The 17,250-nt window shown below is 38.3% G+C and carries 18 protein-coding genes; 5 read left to right on the top strand and 13 right to left on the bottom strand.

What is annotated here, in order from left to right:
• Positions 1–9: 9 nt before the first annotated feature.
• Positions 10–771 carry a triose-phosphate isomerase gene (tpiA, locus tag D9O48_RS09760; protein WP_126972784.1) on the top strand — a complete coding sequence of 254 codons (762 nt, stop codon included), beginning with the start codon at positions 10–12 and terminating at the stop codon, positions 769–771.
• Between the two features lie 73 nt (positions 772–844).
• Positions 845–1,222: a hypothetical protein gene (locus tag D9O48_RS09755; RefSeq protein ID WP_126972783.1), complete on the top strand. Its 378-nt coding sequence runs from the start codon at positions 845–847 to the stop codon at positions 1,220–1,222.
• On the opposite strand, the gene D9O48_RS09750 is transcribed toward D9O48_RS09755, so the two are convergent.
• The gene (locus tag D9O48_RS09750) at positions 1,203–2,339 is read right to left on the bottom strand and encodes a hypothetical protein (RefSeq protein ID WP_126972782.1); all 1,137 of its coding nucleotides are present in this window, start codon (positions 2,337–2,339) and stop codon (positions 1,203–1,205) included. The two genes, D9O48_RS09755 and D9O48_RS09750, sit on opposite strands and share 20 nt — an antisense overlap.
• A 90-nt stretch (positions 2,340–2,429) precedes the next feature.
• Between D9O48_RS09750 and D9O48_RS09745 the strand changes: the two genes are divergently transcribed.
• A complete protein-coding gene (locus D9O48_RS09745; protein WP_126972781.1) occupies positions 2,430–3,872 on the top strand; it encodes an oligosaccharide flippase family protein in 1,443 nt (480 codons plus the stop codon).
• 411 nt (positions 3,873–4,283) lie between these two features.
• Here D9O48_RS09745 and D9O48_RS09740 read toward each other — a convergent pair whose 3' ends face one another.
• The 3 genes from D9O48_RS09740 to D9O48_RS09730 are packed head-to-tail and all read right to left on the bottom strand — an operon-like array spanning position 4,284 to position 5,888.
• On the bottom strand, positions 4,284–5,036 hold the full coding sequence (locus D9O48_RS09740) for a hypothetical protein (protein ID WP_126972780.1): 753 nt from the start codon (positions 5,034–5,036) through the stop codon (positions 4,284–4,286).
• Between the two features lie 46 nt (positions 5,037–5,082).
• The gene (locus D9O48_RS09735) at positions 5,083–5,622 is read right to left on the bottom strand and encodes a hypothetical protein (RefSeq protein ID WP_126972779.1); all 540 of its coding nucleotides are present in this window, start codon (positions 5,620–5,622) and stop codon (positions 5,083–5,085) included.
• A gap of 8 nt (positions 5,623–5,630) precedes the next feature.
• Positions 5,631–5,888, bottom strand: coding sequence for an acyl-CoA-binding protein (locus D9O48_RS09730; protein WP_199750545.1), 258 nt, complete (start codon positions 5,886–5,888; stop codon positions 5,631–5,633).
• Between the two features lie 145 nt (positions 5,889–6,033).
• Here D9O48_RS09730 and lepA point away from each other — a divergent pair, with 145 nt between their 5' ends.
• Positions 6,034–7,827: a translation elongation factor 4 gene (gene lepA / locus D9O48_RS09725; protein ID WP_126972777.1), complete on the top strand. Its 1,794-nt coding sequence runs from the start codon at positions 6,034–6,036 to the stop codon at positions 7,825–7,827.
• A gap of 122 nt (positions 7,828–7,949) precedes the next feature.
• Here lepA and D9O48_RS09720 read toward each other — a convergent pair whose 3' ends face one another.
• The 8 genes from D9O48_RS09720 to D9O48_RS09685 form a co-directional block, all read right to left on the bottom strand.
• A complete protein-coding gene (locus tag D9O48_RS09720) occupies positions 7,950–8,927 on the bottom strand; it encodes a hypothetical protein (RefSeq protein WP_126972776.1) in 978 nt (325 codons plus the stop codon).
• Positions 8,928–8,970: 43 nt separating this feature from the next.
• Positions 8,971–9,528, bottom strand: coding sequence for a D-glycero-alpha-D-manno-heptose-1,7-bisphosphate 7-phosphatase (locus D9O48_RS09715; RefSeq protein WP_126972775.1), 558 nt, complete (start codon positions 9,526–9,528; stop codon positions 8,971–8,973).
• A gap of 1 nt (position 9,529) precedes the next feature.
• On the bottom strand, positions 9,530–10,105 hold the full coding sequence (locus D9O48_RS09710) for a D-sedoheptulose-7-phosphate isomerase (protein WP_126972774.1): 576 nt from the start codon (positions 10,103–10,105) through the stop codon (positions 9,530–9,532).
• 44 nt (positions 10,106–10,149) lie between these two features.
• Positions 10,150–11,295, bottom strand: a complete 1,146-nt coding sequence (locus D9O48_RS09705; protein WP_126972773.1) for a glycosyltransferase — start codon at positions 11,293–11,295, stop codon at positions 10,150–10,152.
• The gene (locus D9O48_RS09700; RefSeq protein WP_126972772.1) at positions 11,295–12,236 is read right to left on the bottom strand and encodes a glycosyltransferase family 2 protein; all 942 of its coding nucleotides are present in this window, start codon (positions 12,234–12,236) and stop codon (positions 11,295–11,297) included. The genes D9O48_RS09705 and D9O48_RS09700 overlap by 1 nt, the downstream gene beginning before the upstream one ends.
• Positions 12,237–12,245: 9 nt before the next feature.
• Positions 12,246–12,824 (bottom strand): DUF4199 domain-containing protein, encoded by a 579-nt coding sequence (locus D9O48_RS09695; RefSeq protein WP_126972771.1) that lies wholly within the window; start codon positions 12,822–12,824, stop codon positions 12,246–12,248.
• Positions 12,825–12,833: 9 nt separating this feature from the next.
• A complete protein-coding gene (locus D9O48_RS09690; protein WP_126972770.1) occupies positions 12,834–14,099 on the bottom strand; it encodes a dihydroorotase in 1,266 nt (421 codons plus the stop codon).
• A 98-nt stretch (positions 14,100–14,197) separates the two neighbouring features.
• Entirely contained in the window at positions 14,198–15,064 is an 867-nt protein-coding gene (locus D9O48_RS09685; protein WP_126972769.1) for an alpha/beta hydrolase, read from the bottom strand.
• Positions 15,065–15,127: 63 nt separating this feature from the next.
• On the opposite strand from D9O48_RS09685, the gene D9O48_RS09680 reads away from it, so the two are divergent.
• A complete protein-coding gene (locus D9O48_RS09680) occupies positions 15,128–15,880 on the top strand; it encodes a Rossmann-like and DUF2520 domain-containing protein (RefSeq protein ID WP_126972768.1) in 753 nt (250 codons plus the stop codon).
• Here the strand turns inward: D9O48_RS09680 and D9O48_RS09675 are convergent.
• A complete protein-coding gene (locus D9O48_RS09675) occupies positions 15,877–17,220 on the bottom strand; it encodes an oligosaccharide flippase family protein (protein WP_126972767.1) in 1,344 nt (447 codons plus the stop codon). The genes D9O48_RS09680 and D9O48_RS09675 overlap by 4 nt on opposite strands.
• Between the last annotated feature and the right edge of the window lie 30 nt (positions 17,221–17,250).

The raw sequence follows: 17,250 nt of genomic DNA, 5'->3' as shown, positions 1-17,250 counted from the left end.
TGACAGGACATGCGTAAAAAAATTGCAGCAGCGAATTGGAAAATGAATACTACTTATGAGCAAGGAAAGAAATTGTTAACTGATATCCTGCAACATAAGCCTCAGCTGGCTGCTCATCAATTGGCGATTTTTGCCGTACCATCACCTTATCTAACTATGGCGGTAGAAGTTGTTAAAGATACCCCTCAGTTTGAAATTGCAGCTCAGAACTGTTACTCAAAAGAAAGTGGTGCTTATACAGGTGAAGTAGCTGCTCCGATGTTAGCTTCTATCCAGGTTCCTTATTGTGTGTTAGGCCACAGTGAAAGAAGAGAGTATTTCAATGAATCAAATAGTGAGTTAGCTGAAAAAGTAAATCTCTGTTTAAAGCATCAACTGACGCCTATTTTTTGTTGTGGCGAACCTTTGAATATTCGTGAAGCCAATGAACAAAACGGATTTGTAGAAACTCAACTGAAAGAAAGTTTATTTCATCTTTCTGCCGATGATGTTCAAAAAGTAATTATCGCATATGAACCTATCTGGGCTATCGGAACTGGTAAAACAGCCAGTGCTGAACAGGCGCAGGAAATTCATCAGTATATCAGGGGCGTATTTGCCGCTCAATACGGTGTTGATGTGGCTAATAACCTGTCAATTCTTTATGGCGGTAGTGTAAAAGGGTCGAATGCTACTGAAATCTTCTCTCAGCCAGACGTTGACGGCGGTTTAGTAGGTGGCGCATCATTGAATGCTGAGGAATTTGTAACGATTATTAAAAGTTTAGCTTAATCTTTACAAGATTGCCAGTAAGGACTGCCGGGCTGGTTTAATAATTGTTATGTTTTAAGTAAACGTAACAATTATGAATTCGTGGTACCGGCAATGGCAGAATCTGAATAATAAAACATTGCAGCTGCAATCTTCATTACAGGCACCTGCTGATAATATTTTAAAATCTGTTCCTTTGTATTGGTCTGACGACTTAAAGAAGTGGATCGATTATAAGGAACAGGTTTTATTTCCTCAATGGAAAAACGAACGGCATCCACTGATGTCGATCATTCCAACACTCCAACGCGATCATCAGTTATTGACAATTGTTGCCGATAGATTTGTCTTCGACCCCAGTGTCAGAACTTATCAATCCTTTCTGAAAATAGCTGTTCAAATGCTTGGCTATGAGCAAAAAGTGCTTTGGCCGAAATTAAACGACCATGATATCAGGCAGTCATTGCTTTAAATATTGCCGGCAGGCGATTTTTTACTGCATCCACGCTGAAGTTTTGTGCTACCTGTTGTGAGTTGATCAATAGTTCGTTGTACTGCTCAGGATGTAAATGCAGTTCCTGAAGATATTCAATCAGGTTTCTTAAATGCTGGTAATGAAAACCTGTTTCCTGCAATTCGAGTGGCATATTGAGGGCCGTAGGAGCCAGATAAGGTTTGCTACTACGTATGATATCAAATACATTTCCTGAAGACTTTGTAACTCCGTAAATTTCAGGTAATCCTTTTTCCATCTGGAAGTGAATAATAGAAGGTATCCATATAAAATGCCCTTTCCCGATAGCCTCGTCGTAAACAGGTTGCGGCACTACAGGATAATCTGTGTAATGGATAGTAACATATTGGTAAGAACTTGCATTAATTCTCTCTATCAGTTGACGCGCGTAAGCAGATTGCATACCTCCCACAATAGAAATTTCGAGCGGCAGTTCAATACTTTCTGCCATTACTGCCAGATCAAAAATCTGATCATAATTTCTTCTGCCTTTATCTACTGTACCTGGCACCACCAGTTTAATAGGGCTGCTTAGAGGTGTTACCGGAAAAGTGGCTTCGAATAAACCGCCGGGAATAGTGATGGCTTCCTGCCCCGCATTTAATTGTTCTTTGAGTTTAGGTAATAGCGCTTCGTTAATAACATTAAAATAATGCAGATTTTTTTTGAGTTTTCTTTTTCCGATGTTATTTAGAAAACTTTTTATACCGATACCGGGTGAGGGTTCAAAGAAGTTGTTGATATTGTGCACTGTAATCATACAGCGGTCTGCCCCCACAGAGTCAATCAGTTTTGCATAAAAGTGTTGGTGAGTGGAAATAGTATTGAAAATGACAAATTCAGCTTTGGCTACCTGTAATAAGGCTTTTACTCTTCTGAAATACTTGAAACTACGTTTCTGAGGCTCTATTACGATCCATTTATGCTTAAAGAAATCGCCTTTTAACATTTCATGGAGCCTGTCTATAGAAGATGAACTGGTGAATATTGTTAACCGGTTATTGGCTGTACCAAAGATCTTGATCAACGGATAAACTCCTTCATAGTGCTCGGCATCGTAGATTGCGATATTCATAGTTCAGTTATTTCTGTACTAACGAATATAAGAAATTCAGTAGCGAAAAGCGAATTTTTGTTTTAAGTTTGTACCCATAAATCGCTCCCAGTGGCCGTTATTCGAAAAAATCTTATTTACAACTTATTATTATCCATTACCCAGATAATGGTGCCATTGGTGACTATTCCTTTGGTTTCAAGACAACTGAACCCTACCGGATTGGGTAAGGCCGGATTTTTTGATAATTACTCGTTTTTCTTTGCAGTATTAGCTGAAATGGGCATTATGGTATATGCTCAACGGAGAATTGCTTTGTTGAAAGACCGTCCGAATGAAATGGGGAAATTTGTTTCTGAGATTTTATGTATTCATATACTGAGTACCTTATTGATCAGTGCACTATATCTTACTTTGAGTTTAGGAATTACCGATGAAATTTTTGAATGGCCTTTATTCTGGGCTGCATTAATGTTTTTTCTTTTAAATGCATTTACCTGTGAATGGTATTTTATTGGTACTGAGCAGTTCAGGTTTATTGCGATCAGGGTTATTTTCGTACGATTGGCTGCGTTGGCTGCTATCTTCCTGTTTGTTCGTTCTAAGGAAGATTATATAGTTTATTACTTCATTATTGCCGGTTCAGGTATCATCAATATTTTGCTCAACTTCGGTTTGCTGATGACTCAGGTGAAGCTTACTTTAAAGAAAATCAATCTGAAGCAGCACCTTCCTTTTTTATGGATCATGTATGGGATAAGTGTATTACAAGGAGTTGCCCTTTATATGGATAGTGTAATTTTAGGAATGGTTTCAACTGCCGCGGCAGTAGGTTTATATACCCTGGCGATGCGCGTAGTGAAATTAGCAACTGCCCTGATTACAGATTCGCTGCTGGTTTTCTTTCCCAAAATTGTTCAGGCACAAGAAAATAGCGGTGAAGTAAGGTCGCTATTGCTGAAAAACTTTCAATGGATCAGTTTTGTAGGTATACCGGCAATGTTGGGTGTTATTGTATTTGCAGCAGACATTGTGAATGTATTATTGGGTAGTAAATATCTGGATGTTGTATTACCGCTCAGAGGACTGGCTTTATTCGGACTGTTCAGAATTTATTCTTCATACTACAGTAAACAATATCTGGTGGCTTTCGGTAAAGAAAAATACTATTTCAATTCTTTGTTGATTGGCAGCTTATCATTAGTGGTAACAGCTGCAGTTGGGGGTTACTTTTTTGGTGAGAAGGGTGCTGTAATAGCGATTGTTTTATCAGAAGGAATTACTATGCTAATGGTTGTTTTATTCTGCAAAAAATTCTTCGAGCAACTGGTTTTTGATAAATTAATTCTCAATAATACACTTATTGCTTCATTAAGTTTTATTCTGGTACATTCGGTATTGCATAGCATGAAAATTCCAGGATTTTTTATACTGTTCGGCGGAATTGTTGTTTCCGGAACATTGTATCTTTTGATTATGTATTATTTTCTTAAAGACGAATTCACTCACTTTGTCTGGAAACAGGCGCGACAATTACTGCCTTTTAAGAAGTAGATAACCTTGCTGTAAGTTTCATCTTTTTTATTTTTCTCTCGAGATAATCTGATACAGGCTGTTGTTTCGTATATATTATTATACCGGAGCATGCAGGTGTATGGGATCCATTGAGAGGTATTTACTTTCAATGCATCCGACTGGGGTTTGTCGATATTGCTCGTTAAATGTCGCTTAGTGGGATTAAACCGAGCGGAGCGAATCATAAATCATCAGTATTAAGGGTTTCGATATTGTAACACTATAAAGGTGGTGGTGGAATTTAGTGTTATGAATAAAAAAGAAAAAAGGATGTGATAAGAGTTAATCTATATGTTATATTTTGGAGGATATCCTTATATAAGGAGGGGAGATGTTGTGTCGTTAAGTGATCTCATTAAATAAAAATATATGTAATAATGAGGATGGGGTTTAAGCCGGGGCAGCTGTTTTGGATACGCGTTCTGAATACCATAAAGGCAACACGAGAATCAACAATTCAAAGAAAGTTGCATCAGCCAATAACCGGAAACCTGCAATTAATAGAATCAATAGAATGGCTAATAACCGGTCAAACCGTTTGGTGAAAAAACCGACCATAAATAAACCTTCCAATATTACTCCCAGTGGAAAACTGATATTCAGAAGCCATTCATTCGAAAGCAGAAATGATTGAAGCGGGGTGATTCCTGATTCGATGATAGCACCAGTCTGATTCTGCAGATATATATTTTTGCCTTGTTGCGGATGAAATGCGGTTCCTCTGATAATCTTCCAGGCAGCAGCTGAAGACATAATCCATAAAGTATAATACCTCACACCGTTCCATAACCAGTGGAAGGATGGTTTCTGATAAAAAAGAAAAGGAATATGCACCAATAACAAACCTGTTAGCGCGTGTGTTTGATGCGTTCCATACAGATTATAGATCAAAAAATATACCAGCCATATAGAAAAATTAAGTATTGCCAGCAACCTCCTCTGCGGTTGAAACACTAAAACAAGCGGAAGTATAAGAAGGGCAGTGTCAAAGCTGTAACACAACCATTGGTTGCCGGTTATTGATTTGAAAACACCGCTTGTTAAACCCAGGTAAGTCAATAAGTCAACACCACCATCCCATATAACAGGTGTATGTAATTGATGCAATAAAACATAATCAAAATATGATTTTACTGCGATCAAAAAACAAAATCCATAAAAAATGGATGCTAAACAGGTATGTTGCCGGTTAAAAGACATAAAGTGTGTCGATAGAGGTAATATTGATTTTATCGGATGAGAAAATGTAGTGGTATTGGGTGATATAAACTGAATCAATAGCCGTTTGACTCATTTGCCCGAGATAATTTTTTAACCAGCTTCCGTAGGGTGTAAAATTGGTTGTAAATAGTTTTTCCTCCATCGGATAAATCCATGTTGAATAAAAAGACGGCAGTTTTGTTTCAAAAAAAGCTTTTCTCGGATCTTTTCCAATTTCCTGAGCCGAGTGAAAGTAAATTAAAGGCGAATGGAGGTAAAATCTGGTTTTAAATCCTTTATTCGTATAAATCGGAATTACACTTCCTGATTGGTTAAACATTAATAGTATGGATCCTGTGTCATGAGACGGTACCGGAGCAGAATACATGCCCCAAACCCAGAATGGAGTAGATTGATTGCCGCGAAAAGTACAGAACAGCGTTCCGGCAGCAAAAAAAACCACTATCCAAAAAAGCTTTTTCTGATAGTGGTAAAGTTGATAAAGGTATGTTCGGCGAATCCAATTCATGCGCCGTATTAACCTCTTAATTTATTGACAAGATTAACATATTCCTGTTTTGCAGCATCTGTCGTTTTTCCTTTCAATCCAGCCCAGGCTTCGTACTTGGCTTTAGCCACAAAATCAAACGGGTTGCTTGGCGGATCGATGTTCACATCACCCTCAGTAGCTTGTTTATAAAGAGAATACAGTGCTAACAGGGTATCGTTACTTGGTTTACTACTTAATAATTTAGAGTTGGTTACAGCTTCTTCAAAGGTTTTATTCAGATCCATAATAAGTCAGGTGTGATTTTAACAAATGTAGTTGAATTTAGCCTATTTCAGAGAATTTGTGCCGGAAAAATAACTGACAGAATTGCGTAAAAAACAGCTCGTTTTATGTACCTTTGCACGTCCTATAAAAGGAAACTTTCTTTCGATGAAAAATATTAGAAATTTTTGCATTATCGCGCACATTGACCATGGTAAAAGTACCTTGGCAGACAGGCTTTTACAAACAACCAATACGATTAATGAGCGTCAAATGATGGATCAGGTATTGGATGACATGGATTTAGAGCGTGAGAAAGGAATCACTATTAAGAGTCATGCTATTCAGATCAACTATATACATACGGATGGTCAGGAATATATATTAAACTTAATTGATACTCCCGGCCACGTTGATTTTAGTTACGAAGTATCCAGAGCGTTAGCAGCTTGTGAAGGAGCATTGTTGTTAGTGGATGCTACACAGGGAATTCAGGCACAAACCATCTCTAATCTTTATCTGGCTATTGAGAATGACCTCGAAATTATTCCGGTAATCAATAAAATTGATATGGACGGAGCCATGATCGAAGAAGTAAAAGATCAGATTATTGAATTAATTGGTGGTAATCCTGACGATATCCTCCTGGCAAGTGGCAGAAGTGGAATTGGTATCGAAGAAATTCTGGATGCTATTGTAAAACGTATTCCTCCTCCTGAAGGAGATGTAACTGCGCCTTTACAAGCCTTAATCTTTGATAGCGTTTTTAACAGTTTCAGAGGAATTATTGTTTATTATAGAATTTTGAATGGCACTTTGAAAAAAGGTGACAAAGTAAAATTTGTTTCTACAGAACAGGTATATGAAGCTGATGAAATTGGTATCCTTAAGCTGGGTATGCAGGAGAAAAAAGAAGTAAGTGCGGGAGATGTAGGATATATTATTACCGGTATTAAGAATGCGAAAGAGGTAAAAGTAGGGGATACGATCACACTGGGGTCTAATCAGAACCCGATTGCTATTAAAGGCTTTGAAGAGGTAAAACCAATGGTGTTCGCAGGGATATTCCCTGTAATGACAGATGAATTCGAAGAGTTGAGAGACTGTATGGAGAAATTACAGTTGAACGATGCTTCTTTGACTTTTGAACTGGAAACTTCACAAGCTTTAGGATTTGGTTTCCGATGCGGATTCTTAGGAATGCTGCACATGGAAATTATTCAGGAAAGGTTAGAGCGTGAGTTCAACCAGACTGTAATCACAACTGTACCGAACGTATCGTTTGTTGCCCATACCACCAAAGGCGAAAGAGTGATTGTAAACAATCCTACAGAAATGCCTGATCCGGTGAAAATTGAAACGATCGAAGAGCCGTTTATCAAGGCACAGATTATTACAAAGCCTGATTATATCGGAAACATTATGACGCTTTGCTTAGGAAAGCGTGGTATTCTTATTAATCAGAGCTATTTGACAGCTACACGTGTTGAACTGATATTTGAAATGCCTTTAACGGAAATCGTATTTGATTTCTACGACAAACTGAAGAGCCAGACCAGAGGTTACGCCTCGTTCGATTATCAACCAATCGGTTACCGTGATGCTGATATCGTAAAAATGGATATTCTTTTAAATAATGAAAAAGTGGATGCATTAAGTGCATTGATCCACCGTTCACGTGCACAGGAATTCGGAAGAAAACTTTGTGAAAAATTAAAAGAGTTATTACCACGCCAGCAATTCCAGATTGCTATTCAGGCAGCGATCGGTTCTAAAATCGTTGCGCGTGAAAACATTTCTGCAATGCGTAAAGACGTAACCGCAAAATGTTATGGTGGTGACATCAGCCGTAAAAGAAAACTATTGGAAAAGCAGAAAGAAGGAAAGAAACGTATGCGTCAGATCGGTAACGTAGAAGTTCCACAGGAAGCTTTCCTGGCTGTATTAAAACTGGACGATTAAAATTATAATGATGATATAAAAAAACGGGACAAATGTCCCGTTTTTTTATATCATGCAAATACTTGTCTTTTTGTTTGGGTAAGCGTTTTCTGTACTTTGATGTAGAAGACCATCAGTGAAGTTTATGGTGTACCCTTTTTCTTCTTCTTTTTAGCTTCCTCTTCGTTTTTCTTCGATTGTTCCATTAGAATTTTCTCGTTTACATTTCCCTTATCATCTAAAATAGGTTTTGCTCTTGGTGCATTACCATCTCCCAAACTAAGATTGAAAGGTTTGTCGATGTGGTGCCATTTGCCGTTTTTCCATTGGAAGGCTTCGTAATCACCATCAGGAACAAAAGTCGACTTTTTATCATTCTCACCTGTTTCCGAAATAAGATGATCAACAATGATCAGATCTAAGTCTGCATCATAGTTTAAAAAAGCTTTTACTTCATCTTTAAACTCTATAATATGACGATTTTGCGTTCGGGTGGATCCGTTTTCATTCTGAAAAACAAAGAAAGGACCTCCGAAACGGGGCTCTCCGTTTTCGAAGTAAAGTACTTCTACAAACTTTTTGCTCGAGCTCAATGCAAAATCGTCGAATCCGATTAAGGTGTAATATTGTTTTCCCTGCCATTCTTTCTGAATAATTTTATAGTAGATAGCGCCCATCCATAACTGATGATTTCCTTTAGGGAGAAGCGGATCTTTTACAAACATCGACTGATCATGGAGAGGGAATAACTTTAAACTACCATCAGCAGTTTTCATCTGAATAGCCCCTTTTTGCATGATCACATAAGCATCTTTGGAAATCTGCCAGGTGAAAATTCTGAAAGTACTATCAGGTGAATATAGCTTTGAAACATTCAAAGAGTCGAATGCAAATTCAAATGAATGAGGCGTTCGTAATGCGCGTACCAGCATTCTTACGAAGAGGCTATCAGACCTTAAACGGGTAGCATCATCTATATCGAATACCATTTTTAGAGACAGCTCTTTTAAACTGTCTTCTTTTATTGCCAATTCCTGAATAGCCTCATTTGATAGGCGGCTTTGTGCCGATGCAAAATGGGTGATTCCGGTAATCAGGATAATATAGATGAGTTTCTTCATAATTATAAATTAATGCCGGTTGGTTTAGAACGGTCTGAAATGGTTATTTAGTGTGTGCAACCGCCTCGGCGAAATCGAACAAACTGTTAAATGCGTAATCAATGGTTTCATGACCCTCATTTTCAGGATCGGTTGTTTTCACAAACACCGTATGCATGCCTGCATTCCGGCCAAACTGCATGTCACTGATATTATTCCCGACAATAATACTCTTTGAAAAATCTATCGCCGGATAATCTCTTTTAGCCTGTAATGCCATACCAGGCTGAGGTTTTCGATTGGGATCACTATTATCGAGCGCTGCGCTATAGTAAACCGCGTCAATTCCACCGCCTTTATTAATAATTTCTGTTAACATATATTCATGAATCGCTGCTAAATCGGCGTCGGTCATTAAACCCTTACCAATACCTTTCTGATTAGTAGTGATAATGATATATTTAAAGTATTTTCTTAGTATTGACAGCGCATTTAATGCTGTGTCATAAAAAATAAACTCGTCTTTATTATAGATATAATCTTCTTTTTTCTCGATGTTTATCACACCATCTCTGTCTAAAAATAGTGTCCAGTCTGCTTGTATATCGTTTAATTGCCACATCCTAGTTAAAATAAATTGCTTCTACCAATTCACAAATAATATGACCTAATAAAATGTGACTTTCCTGAATTCTAGGAGTAGTAGTAGAAGGTATATTTAACAGGTAATCACTGATTGGTTTCATCACACCGCCGGTAGCACCTGTCATACCGATTGTGATGATTCCTTTTTCACGGGCCACTTCAAATGCTTTAACGATATTCGGTGAATTTCCTGATGTTGAAATACCTACCAGTACATCTTTCGGTGAACAATAACCGTCTACCAGTCTTGCATAAATCACATCATAATTGTAATCATTAGCAACTGCCGTTACATAAGAGGGGTTACAGTGTAATGCTTCGGCGGGCAATGCTTTTCTGTCTTTATAAAACCTTCCTGAAAACTCAGCAGCCAGGTGTTGTGCATCAGCCGCACTACCTCCGTTACCGCAAAACCAAACCCGGTTGCCGTTTTTAAAGGCCGTTACCATCACCTGTACAATTTCCTGTATGGTAGCCTGAATATCTTCATTCCCTAAAATCTCCTGTTTTACGGCAATAGAATCCTGTATAATCTGTTGAATCTGCGTCTTCATAATATATCAAAGGTAAATGATTGTAAAAGGAATTTTTATTAAAACTATCCTAATTCAGCGGCCATTTGATGAATTGAAGCTACCAGAGCTTCCCATGAAAGCGCTTTTTTTGCTTCTTTTATATGTTGTTGATAATGATCGTAGGGAAGTGTGAAATACTGCTCAATTTTAGCCGCAATATCGCTTGCATTCGCTTCAGCCACCCAACCTACTTTTCCATTGGGTACTAAATCGGGGAGACCGCCTACATTTGTTACAACCATCGGTATTTCAAAGTGATAAGCCAATGGAGTTACACCGCTTTGGGTAGCAGAACGATAGGGTTGGATAATGAGATCGGCGCTGCACAGGTAATTTCTTACGGATGCATCCGGTATAAATTCAGTTCTTAGAATAATATTATCCTCCAGCCCCGCATTTTTGATCTGATCGAGATAGGGTTGGGGAGAATCATAAAATTCACCCGCAATTACGAGTTTTTTATCTTGAAAAGCCCCTTTCGTTTTAAGCATTTTTACTGCGTCAATAAGCAAATCCAATCCTTTATATTGACGAATAAATCCAAAAAACAGAAGGATTTTCTGGTTTAAAGGAAGGTTTGCTGCCTGGCGGGCTGCGAAACTGTCTATCTTTTCTCCGAAATTATCATAGAGCGGATGGTTTATCTTAACTGCTGGTTTATTGATATGAAACGATTGCAGGTCGCGCATTACCTGATCACTCATGGTAATAAACCCGTCGCAGGGCTTTAAAAAGTATTTGGTGAAAAGTTTATCTCCGGGTCTTTTTTCGTGCGGAATAACGTTGTCGGTAATGGCAATCACCCTGGTATGTTTATTTTTCTTCACCTGACGAAGAATAGTACCCAAAGCCGGACCCATAAATGGTAGCCAATAACGTACAACAACGATATCCGGTTTAATTCTTCTCAGTTCATCACCTACCTGCCACCAGTTTAACGGATGGATAGAGTTGATTACGGTAAAAATTTCAATGTCGCGGGGAGGTGGTTCGTCGGTAAACTGCGATTTTCCGGGAAATAAAAACCCGGGGTATTGCAAAGAGAAAGAATAGATGCAGGCATCATCACCTGCATCTAAAAAAGCTTTACATAATCTATGATTGAAAGTAGCTAATCCGCCACCTCTTAACGGATGTGCGGAGCCAATAATCACTACTTTTTTTGACATTAAAATCCAATTTTCTCATCGATCAGGTAAGCATTTCTGCCGGGCGAGTTTCTGGCGATTAATTCGCCTATAAAACCGGCCAGAAAAAGCTGTGAACCGACGATAATAGCGGTTAAAGAAATATAAAACGAGGGCTTGTTGGTTAAGCTGTTATTCGGATCAATAATTTTAAACACGATCAGATACAATGCGATAATAAAACCGATTCCGAAACAAATTGAACCAAAGAGCCCGAAAAAGTGCATTGGTCTTTTGCCATATTTTGAAACGAAAACGATCGACATCAGGTCTAAAAAACCATGTACAAAGCGTTCCCATCCGAATTTGGTAGAACCATACTTGCGTTTGCGGTGTTCTACCACTTTTTCACCGATTTTTTTAAAGCCGGCCCATTTAGCCAGTACCGGAATATAGCGATGCATATCACCATAAATCTCAATACTCTTAATCACTTTTTTTCTATAGGCTTTTAAGCCGCAGTTAAAGTCATTTAAGTGGATGCCCGAAACCATTCTGGTAGCCCAGTTAAAAAATTTCGAGGGTATATTTTTAGTGAACTTATTATCGTAGCGAACTTTTTTCCATCCGCTTACCAGATCGTATCCGCCCTCTTTAATCATATTGTATAAAGAAGGTATTTCATCGGGAGAATCCTGTAAGTCTGCATCCATTGTAATTACTACTTCACCGGTAGCTGCTTTAAATGCTTCGTTTAAAGCGGCGGCTTTGCCGTAGTTTCTTTGAAACCGAATCGCTTTTACCTCTGAATTTTGCTGACGAAGTGATTCAATAACGTTCCATGAACTGTCATTGCTGCCATCGTCTACGAAAACTACTTCGAAAGAATAGTGTTCCTGTAAGCAAACACGTTTAATCCAGTCGAATAATTCGGGTAGAGATTCTTCTTCATTGAATAAAGGAATAACAATGGATAGATCCATACTGTACAATTATAATCCTAAGTATTTGTATTTGTTTTTCTTGATAATGGCTGCGATGATAGCTGAGATAATAAATGCCACAATCATTCCCATACCGAATCCTACTAACACTTTATTCCAGGTATAGCCATTATGTTTAGTCATATCTTCGGTCAGCTTCTCAATTTCTGATTCAGCTACACCATATTTTCTAAGGCTCTCTTCATAAAGAGATGCAGTTTTTACACTTACATTGTAGGCAAAATCCGGATCAATATGGTTCATCAAAATATAGTGTGAAAGGTAAACGATCAATGACCCGATTACTACAGTTCCAAAAATATATTTCAATGCTGTGTTAAAGAACAGGTGGCCGTCGTTGAGCTTTTTGATTTGTAATGCAGCAACAACGCCGATTACGTATAAAGCGACTGTCCATGAAAAGTTTAATGCTACATTAAACCAGGTGTTAACTCCGCCGATATACATGATAACCGTAACCACAATGCCAATAATACCACCAATTAATCCGTATAAAGGAATGCTTACATTACCAGTTTTAATTTCAATTGACTCTGGTAAGTGGATGTTAGTGTTGTTTTCTGCCATAAGTTAATCTTAAGAATGAATGATTGTATGGTGCCCGTTAATAATCCCCAGCACTTTTCCTTTGAGTGTTTTATTAAGGAAGGGCGTGTTGAGTGATTTTGAGTACAAACTGTTTTTGGTTACTGTTACTTCTTCTTCAGGGTCGAACAATGTTATGGAGGCTGTTGCCCCCACCTGAATAGAAGGTAATGTAATTTTTAACAATTCTGCAGGACGGGTAGATAATAAATATACTAATCTTTCCATAGATAATTCAGGAACAGCCGTACGAATTACACTAAAAGCTGTTTCCAGACCAATCATCCCCGGTTTGGCATATTCAAATTCTAGTACCTTACTGTCAAACTCATGCGGTTGGTGGTGAGTGGTAATACAATCAACAGTACCGTCTAACAGCGCTTTTTTCAGTTCGTCTACCATCGATTGTGGGCGTAACGGTGGGTAAACTTTTAAATTACTATCGTAATTGATTAAGTTTTCTTCGTTCAGGTATAAATGGTAAGGAGTTACCGAACAGGTAATGCCGGCACCACTTTGTTTCGCTCTTCTTATATATTCTAATGATTTTGGAGAAGTTACGCCGGTAAAGTGTAGTTTGGCTTCTGCATAACGTGCCAGTTTTATGTCTCTTGCAACCAGTAATTCTTCGGCCATTACAGGTTTTCCCGGAAAACCGAGCCGGGTAGAGACAACACCTTCGTGCATCTGTCCCTGCGCACCAATACTGGTATCGTCAGGTATCTGAATGACAGGTACATCAATTGCTTTTACGTATTGTAGTGCTTTTACTAATAAGCCGGCATTTTGAATCGGATGTATACCGTCTGTAAAAGCCACTGCGCCTGCTTTATGCATATCATACATTTCAGCCAGTTCCTTACCGTCAGCTTTCTGTGTAACAGCACCTAACGGGTAAATATTTACGGGAAGTGTAGCCGATTTGTTTTTGATATAATCTACCTGGGTTTTATTATCCACTACCGGTTTGGTATTGGGTACTATCGCTACGTGTATAAATCCGCCGGCTGCAGCTGCGGCAGCACCTGTTTCAAGCGTTTCTTTATACTCATAACCCGGATCTCCCATTTGAGCGAATAAATCTACCCAACCGGTTGAAACATGTAAATTTTTTCCCTGGATAACTGTTGCGTCTGCAACGTCTAAATGATCGGCAATTTGTTGGATTTTGCCATTTTCAATATAAATATCCTGAATCTTACCATGCAATGGTGAAGATGGATCAATAATGCTAGCCTGTTGAATTAACACCTTCATCGTCTAAAAAAGTTGAGCGAAGATAAGCTTTTTAAGGAGAACCGCCTATCCTGATAAGTTACAAAATATTATTGCAAATGTATAGTTTTAATATTTTATTAGTTATAAGTCACTTTACTAAAGTCCAAAAAACTCAAAACTTCTGAACAAATAGCATTTTCTTTATATATTCTGGAGTGCCCGAGGCCTTTGGTAGGATAGAAGCGGATATTTTCATAGCCTTTGTCAATGACTTTTAGGGCATCCGGAAATGGTGTAACCGGGTCTTCTTCATCGTGAAACCAATAAACAGGACCTTTCACTTTATCAATTACCTGTGTAATAGAAATTTCATGTAACTCTACTTGTGCTTTTTGCCAGATAAGCTCTTTCATTTTATCCTTTACCTGCGTACTCAATCCGAAATAATTCACAAACAGGTCTAGCTGGGTTTGACTCTCTGTTGCAGGAGCCAGTAATACGGTTTTTATTTTATGGTTATCAGGGAGATCTTTTAGTACGAGCATACTGGCTAATCCTCCCAGCGAATGAGCAATTATACCATCTACCGTTCCATATTGTTCAAAATAAGTTCTGATCGCATTGGAATAGCTGACTGCATTGATTCTTCTACCCGTAGAAGCACCATGGGCCGGCGCATCAAAAGTGATCACTTCGTATCCTTTTTCAATGAGCGGTTCTATAAGATGACTGAATTTTTTTGAACTGCTCGAAAACCCGTGTACGAGTAGTATTCTGACAGCAGCACCGGTGTTCCAGCGATATCCGTGGATAGTTTCCTGTTCAGATTGAAAACGAAAAGTAGTTGCAGCTGAAAAAATTTCAGGAGTAGGTAAATTTTTGGTCGGTACAGGTGTACAAAACAAATCAAATGCTTTCTGAGCAGCTCTTTCGGTAGACAGGCCCGCCAGCATCTTTAAACGATATTTTACAATATCTGTAAGCACTTTCTGTTTAAGCTTCATTCTTTCCGTTTTTCTTCTGTAATTTACACCTGAAACTTAAAATTGTTCAATAGAATTTTACACATGCAGGTAGTAATTGTTGGTACGGGAAATGTTGCTTCGGTAATGACTAAAGCATTATTGACCGCCGGTCATACGGTGCTGCAGGTAGCAGGTAGAAACGAAACCGAATTACGCTTACTCTGCGAACCACTGGGTTTGTCGTATACCAGTGAATGGACAAACATTGATAAGACGGCACAGATTTACATAATTGCTGTTGCAGATCAAGCGGTTGCGTCAGTTGCATCACAATTGAAACTTCCCGGAGCACTGGTGGTGCATACTGCAGGTAGTGTACCTGAAAGTGTGCTGACCATAGCTTCGGAACATACCGGTGTTTTTTATCCTTTACAATCTGTCAGAAAAGAAATTGACCGTATACCTGCCTTTAGCCTTTTAATACATGCTGCCTTTCCGAACGATGAAAAACTACTGCAGGAACTGGCTGCATCTATTGCTGAAAAAGTAATGATTGCTGACGATGAACAACGGGGATATTATCATCTGGCTGCAGTGATTGCTAATAATTTTTCAAATCACCTTTATTGTGTTGCAGATAAGTTTTGTCACGAACATGGTATAGAATTCAAAGCCCTTTTACCTATGCTTAAAGAACAGGTATTAAGACTTGAAACAATGCCTCCTTCACAGTTGCAAACAGGGCCGGCTATACGAAATGATGAGGCCACTATTCAAAAACACCTCAATTTATTACAGAATTCTGATAAAGAGATGTACGAATGGTTTACGGCTGCTATCCGGCAGAAACACTAACGTTTCAGTATTTTATTGAATATGATTTTATAGGTTTGAAACATGTAGATAAAAATATTTTTTGTTTCAACATGAACATGTTTCTTTAGTACCAGCATCATAATAATAAAAATGATGATATTGTTTACCACGGTAGCGTACGCAGCACCCTCACCCCCGAAGCGGTTCAGTGCAAAATAAGTGAGCCCCAGGTTGATCGCCATAAACAGCAGGTTCGTATAAAAGTTGAGTGCCGGTTTACCAATTGCGTCAAGCGTAGAGCCGTACTGGTAACTGATCGGACGAACAATGCCGAATAAAATAGTAATTTGTAAGATATAGATGGCAGAATAATAATTGGTATCTGCAAGAATATAAATAACGAATTTCGGAAAAATAAAAATAAAGAGTGATAGAGGAACAATTACTGCCAGGATAGTACCCACCATTCTTTCAAAATAATACTTTACCTGTCCGATTCCTTTTTCTTCAATCGCCGTAACATTTTTGGGAAAAAGTACATCCGCTGCTGCCAGCGAAGGAACATCCATCATATTATTGATCCGCGAAACTAAATTATAATTGGCTACCCAATAGCTGGAAGAGGCTGCTCCCAGTGCATTTGCTGTAATATACTGGTCGAAATTCCGGCTGATATTGGCAAAGAGATTTGTTCCGAAAATGAACTTTCCGAACTGAAACATGTTAATTACGATGTTTTTGTTCCATACAAATCCCTTTATCCGGTAAGGTTGTACCTGGAAATACAAAATAATTGTTCCTAATAACAGAGAAACTATTTGCAGATATACCAGATTTAACACGGTAAACTGTTGTGGAAAGAAGAAATATAGTATCAGAATTCCACCGAAAAAGAAACCTTGTCTGGCAAAATAAGCCCAGAATATTTTTGAGAAGGCAAAATTGGCCTGTAACAGTATTTCAAAATGGTTAAAGGGAATGAGTAAAATTAAAAACAGTACACTGATATGTAAGAGTGTGTCGATTCCGGGTGATTGGATGAAAGTTGCAATCCATTTAGAAGCGACAGTGAATAAGAGAATACCTAAAAGTGTTGTAACTATGTTAATAAGCAGGGCGGCGGATTGAACAGCTTTTTGGTTTTGAGCATATTGTTGTAATCCCATAAATTTGATAGTCGGATTGCGTAAAAGCCCTTGCTTGATCGTTTCGAATAAAGTGATCGTGGTAAGATATAAACCCCATTCAGAATAGTCTGTTTTGGTAAACCCACGTAAGATGAGCATTAATGCAAAAGCGCCGAATACAAATAGTGATCCTCTTTGCAGTACGGTATAAAACAATGAATTAATCCAAAAAGATGATTTCAGCTTGTTCAATCTGGTATATTTATATGAATACAGTTATTA

This window comes from Gynurincola endophyticus, assembly GCF_003991195.1.
Classification (GTDB): domain Bacteria; phylum Bacteroidota; class Bacteroidia; order Chitinophagales; family Chitinophagaceae; genus Gynurincola; species Gynurincola endophyticus.
Note: the sequence above shows the minus strand (reverse complement) of the source record. Positions and strands in the feature narration are given on the sequence as shown.

Bases quoted from the DNA above. Each gene is read 5' to 3' on its own strand.
- D9O48_RS09735 (WP_126972779.1), bottom strand. From the start codon at position 5,622: ATGAATTGGATTCGCCGAACATACCTTTATCAACTTTACCACTATCAG.
- D9O48_RS09690 (WP_126972770.1), bottom strand. From the start codon at position 14,099: ATGAAGGTGTTAATTCAACAGGCTAGCATTATTGATCCATCTTCACCA.
- D9O48_RS09705 (WP_126972773.1), bottom strand. From the start codon at position 11,295: ATGTCAAAAAAAGTAGTGATTATTGGCTCCGCACATCCGTTAAGAGGT.
- D9O48_RS09730 (WP_199750545.1), bottom strand. From the start codon at position 5,888: ATGGATCTGAATAAAACCTTTGAAGAAGCTGTAACCAACTCTAAATTA.
- D9O48_RS09750 (WP_126972782.1), bottom strand. From the start codon at position 2,339: ATGAATATCGCAATCTACGATGCCGAGCACTATGAAGGAGTTTATCCG.
- D9O48_RS09680 (WP_126972768.1), top strand. From the start codon at position 15,128: ATGCAGGTAGTAATTGTTGGTACGGGAAATGTTGCTTCGGTAATGACT.
- D9O48_RS09695 (WP_126972771.1), bottom strand. From the start codon at position 12,824: ATGGCAGAAAACAACACTAACATCCACTTACCAGAGTCAATTGAAATT.
- D9O48_RS09685 (WP_126972769.1), bottom strand. From the start codon at position 15,064: ATGAAGCTTAAACAGAAAGTGCTTACAGATATTGTAAAATATCGTTTA.
- D9O48_RS09720 (WP_126972776.1), bottom strand. From the start codon at position 8,927: ATGAAGAAACTCATCTATATTATCCTGATTACCGGAATCACCCATTTT.
- D9O48_RS09700 (WP_126972772.1), bottom strand. From the start codon at position 12,236: ATGGATCTATCCATTGTTATTCCTTTATTCAATGAAGAAGAATCTCTA.
- D9O48_RS09715 (WP_126972775.1), bottom strand. From the start codon at position 9,528: ATGTGGCAATTAAACGATATACAAGCAGACTGGACACTATTTTTAGAC.
- D9O48_RS09755 (WP_126972783.1), top strand. From the start codon at position 845: ATGAATTCGTGGTACCGGCAATGGCAGAATCTGAATAATAAAACATTG.
- D9O48_RS09710 (WP_126972774.1), bottom strand. From the start codon at position 10,105: ATGAAGACGCAGATTCAACAGATTATACAGGATTCTATTGCCGTAAAA.
- tpiA (WP_126972784.1), top strand. From the start codon at position 10: ATGCGTAAAAAAATTGCAGCAGCGAATTGGAAAATGAATACTACTTAT.
- lepA (WP_126972777.1), top strand. From the start codon at position 6,034: ATGAAAAATATTAGAAATTTTTGCATTATCGCGCACATTGACCATGGT.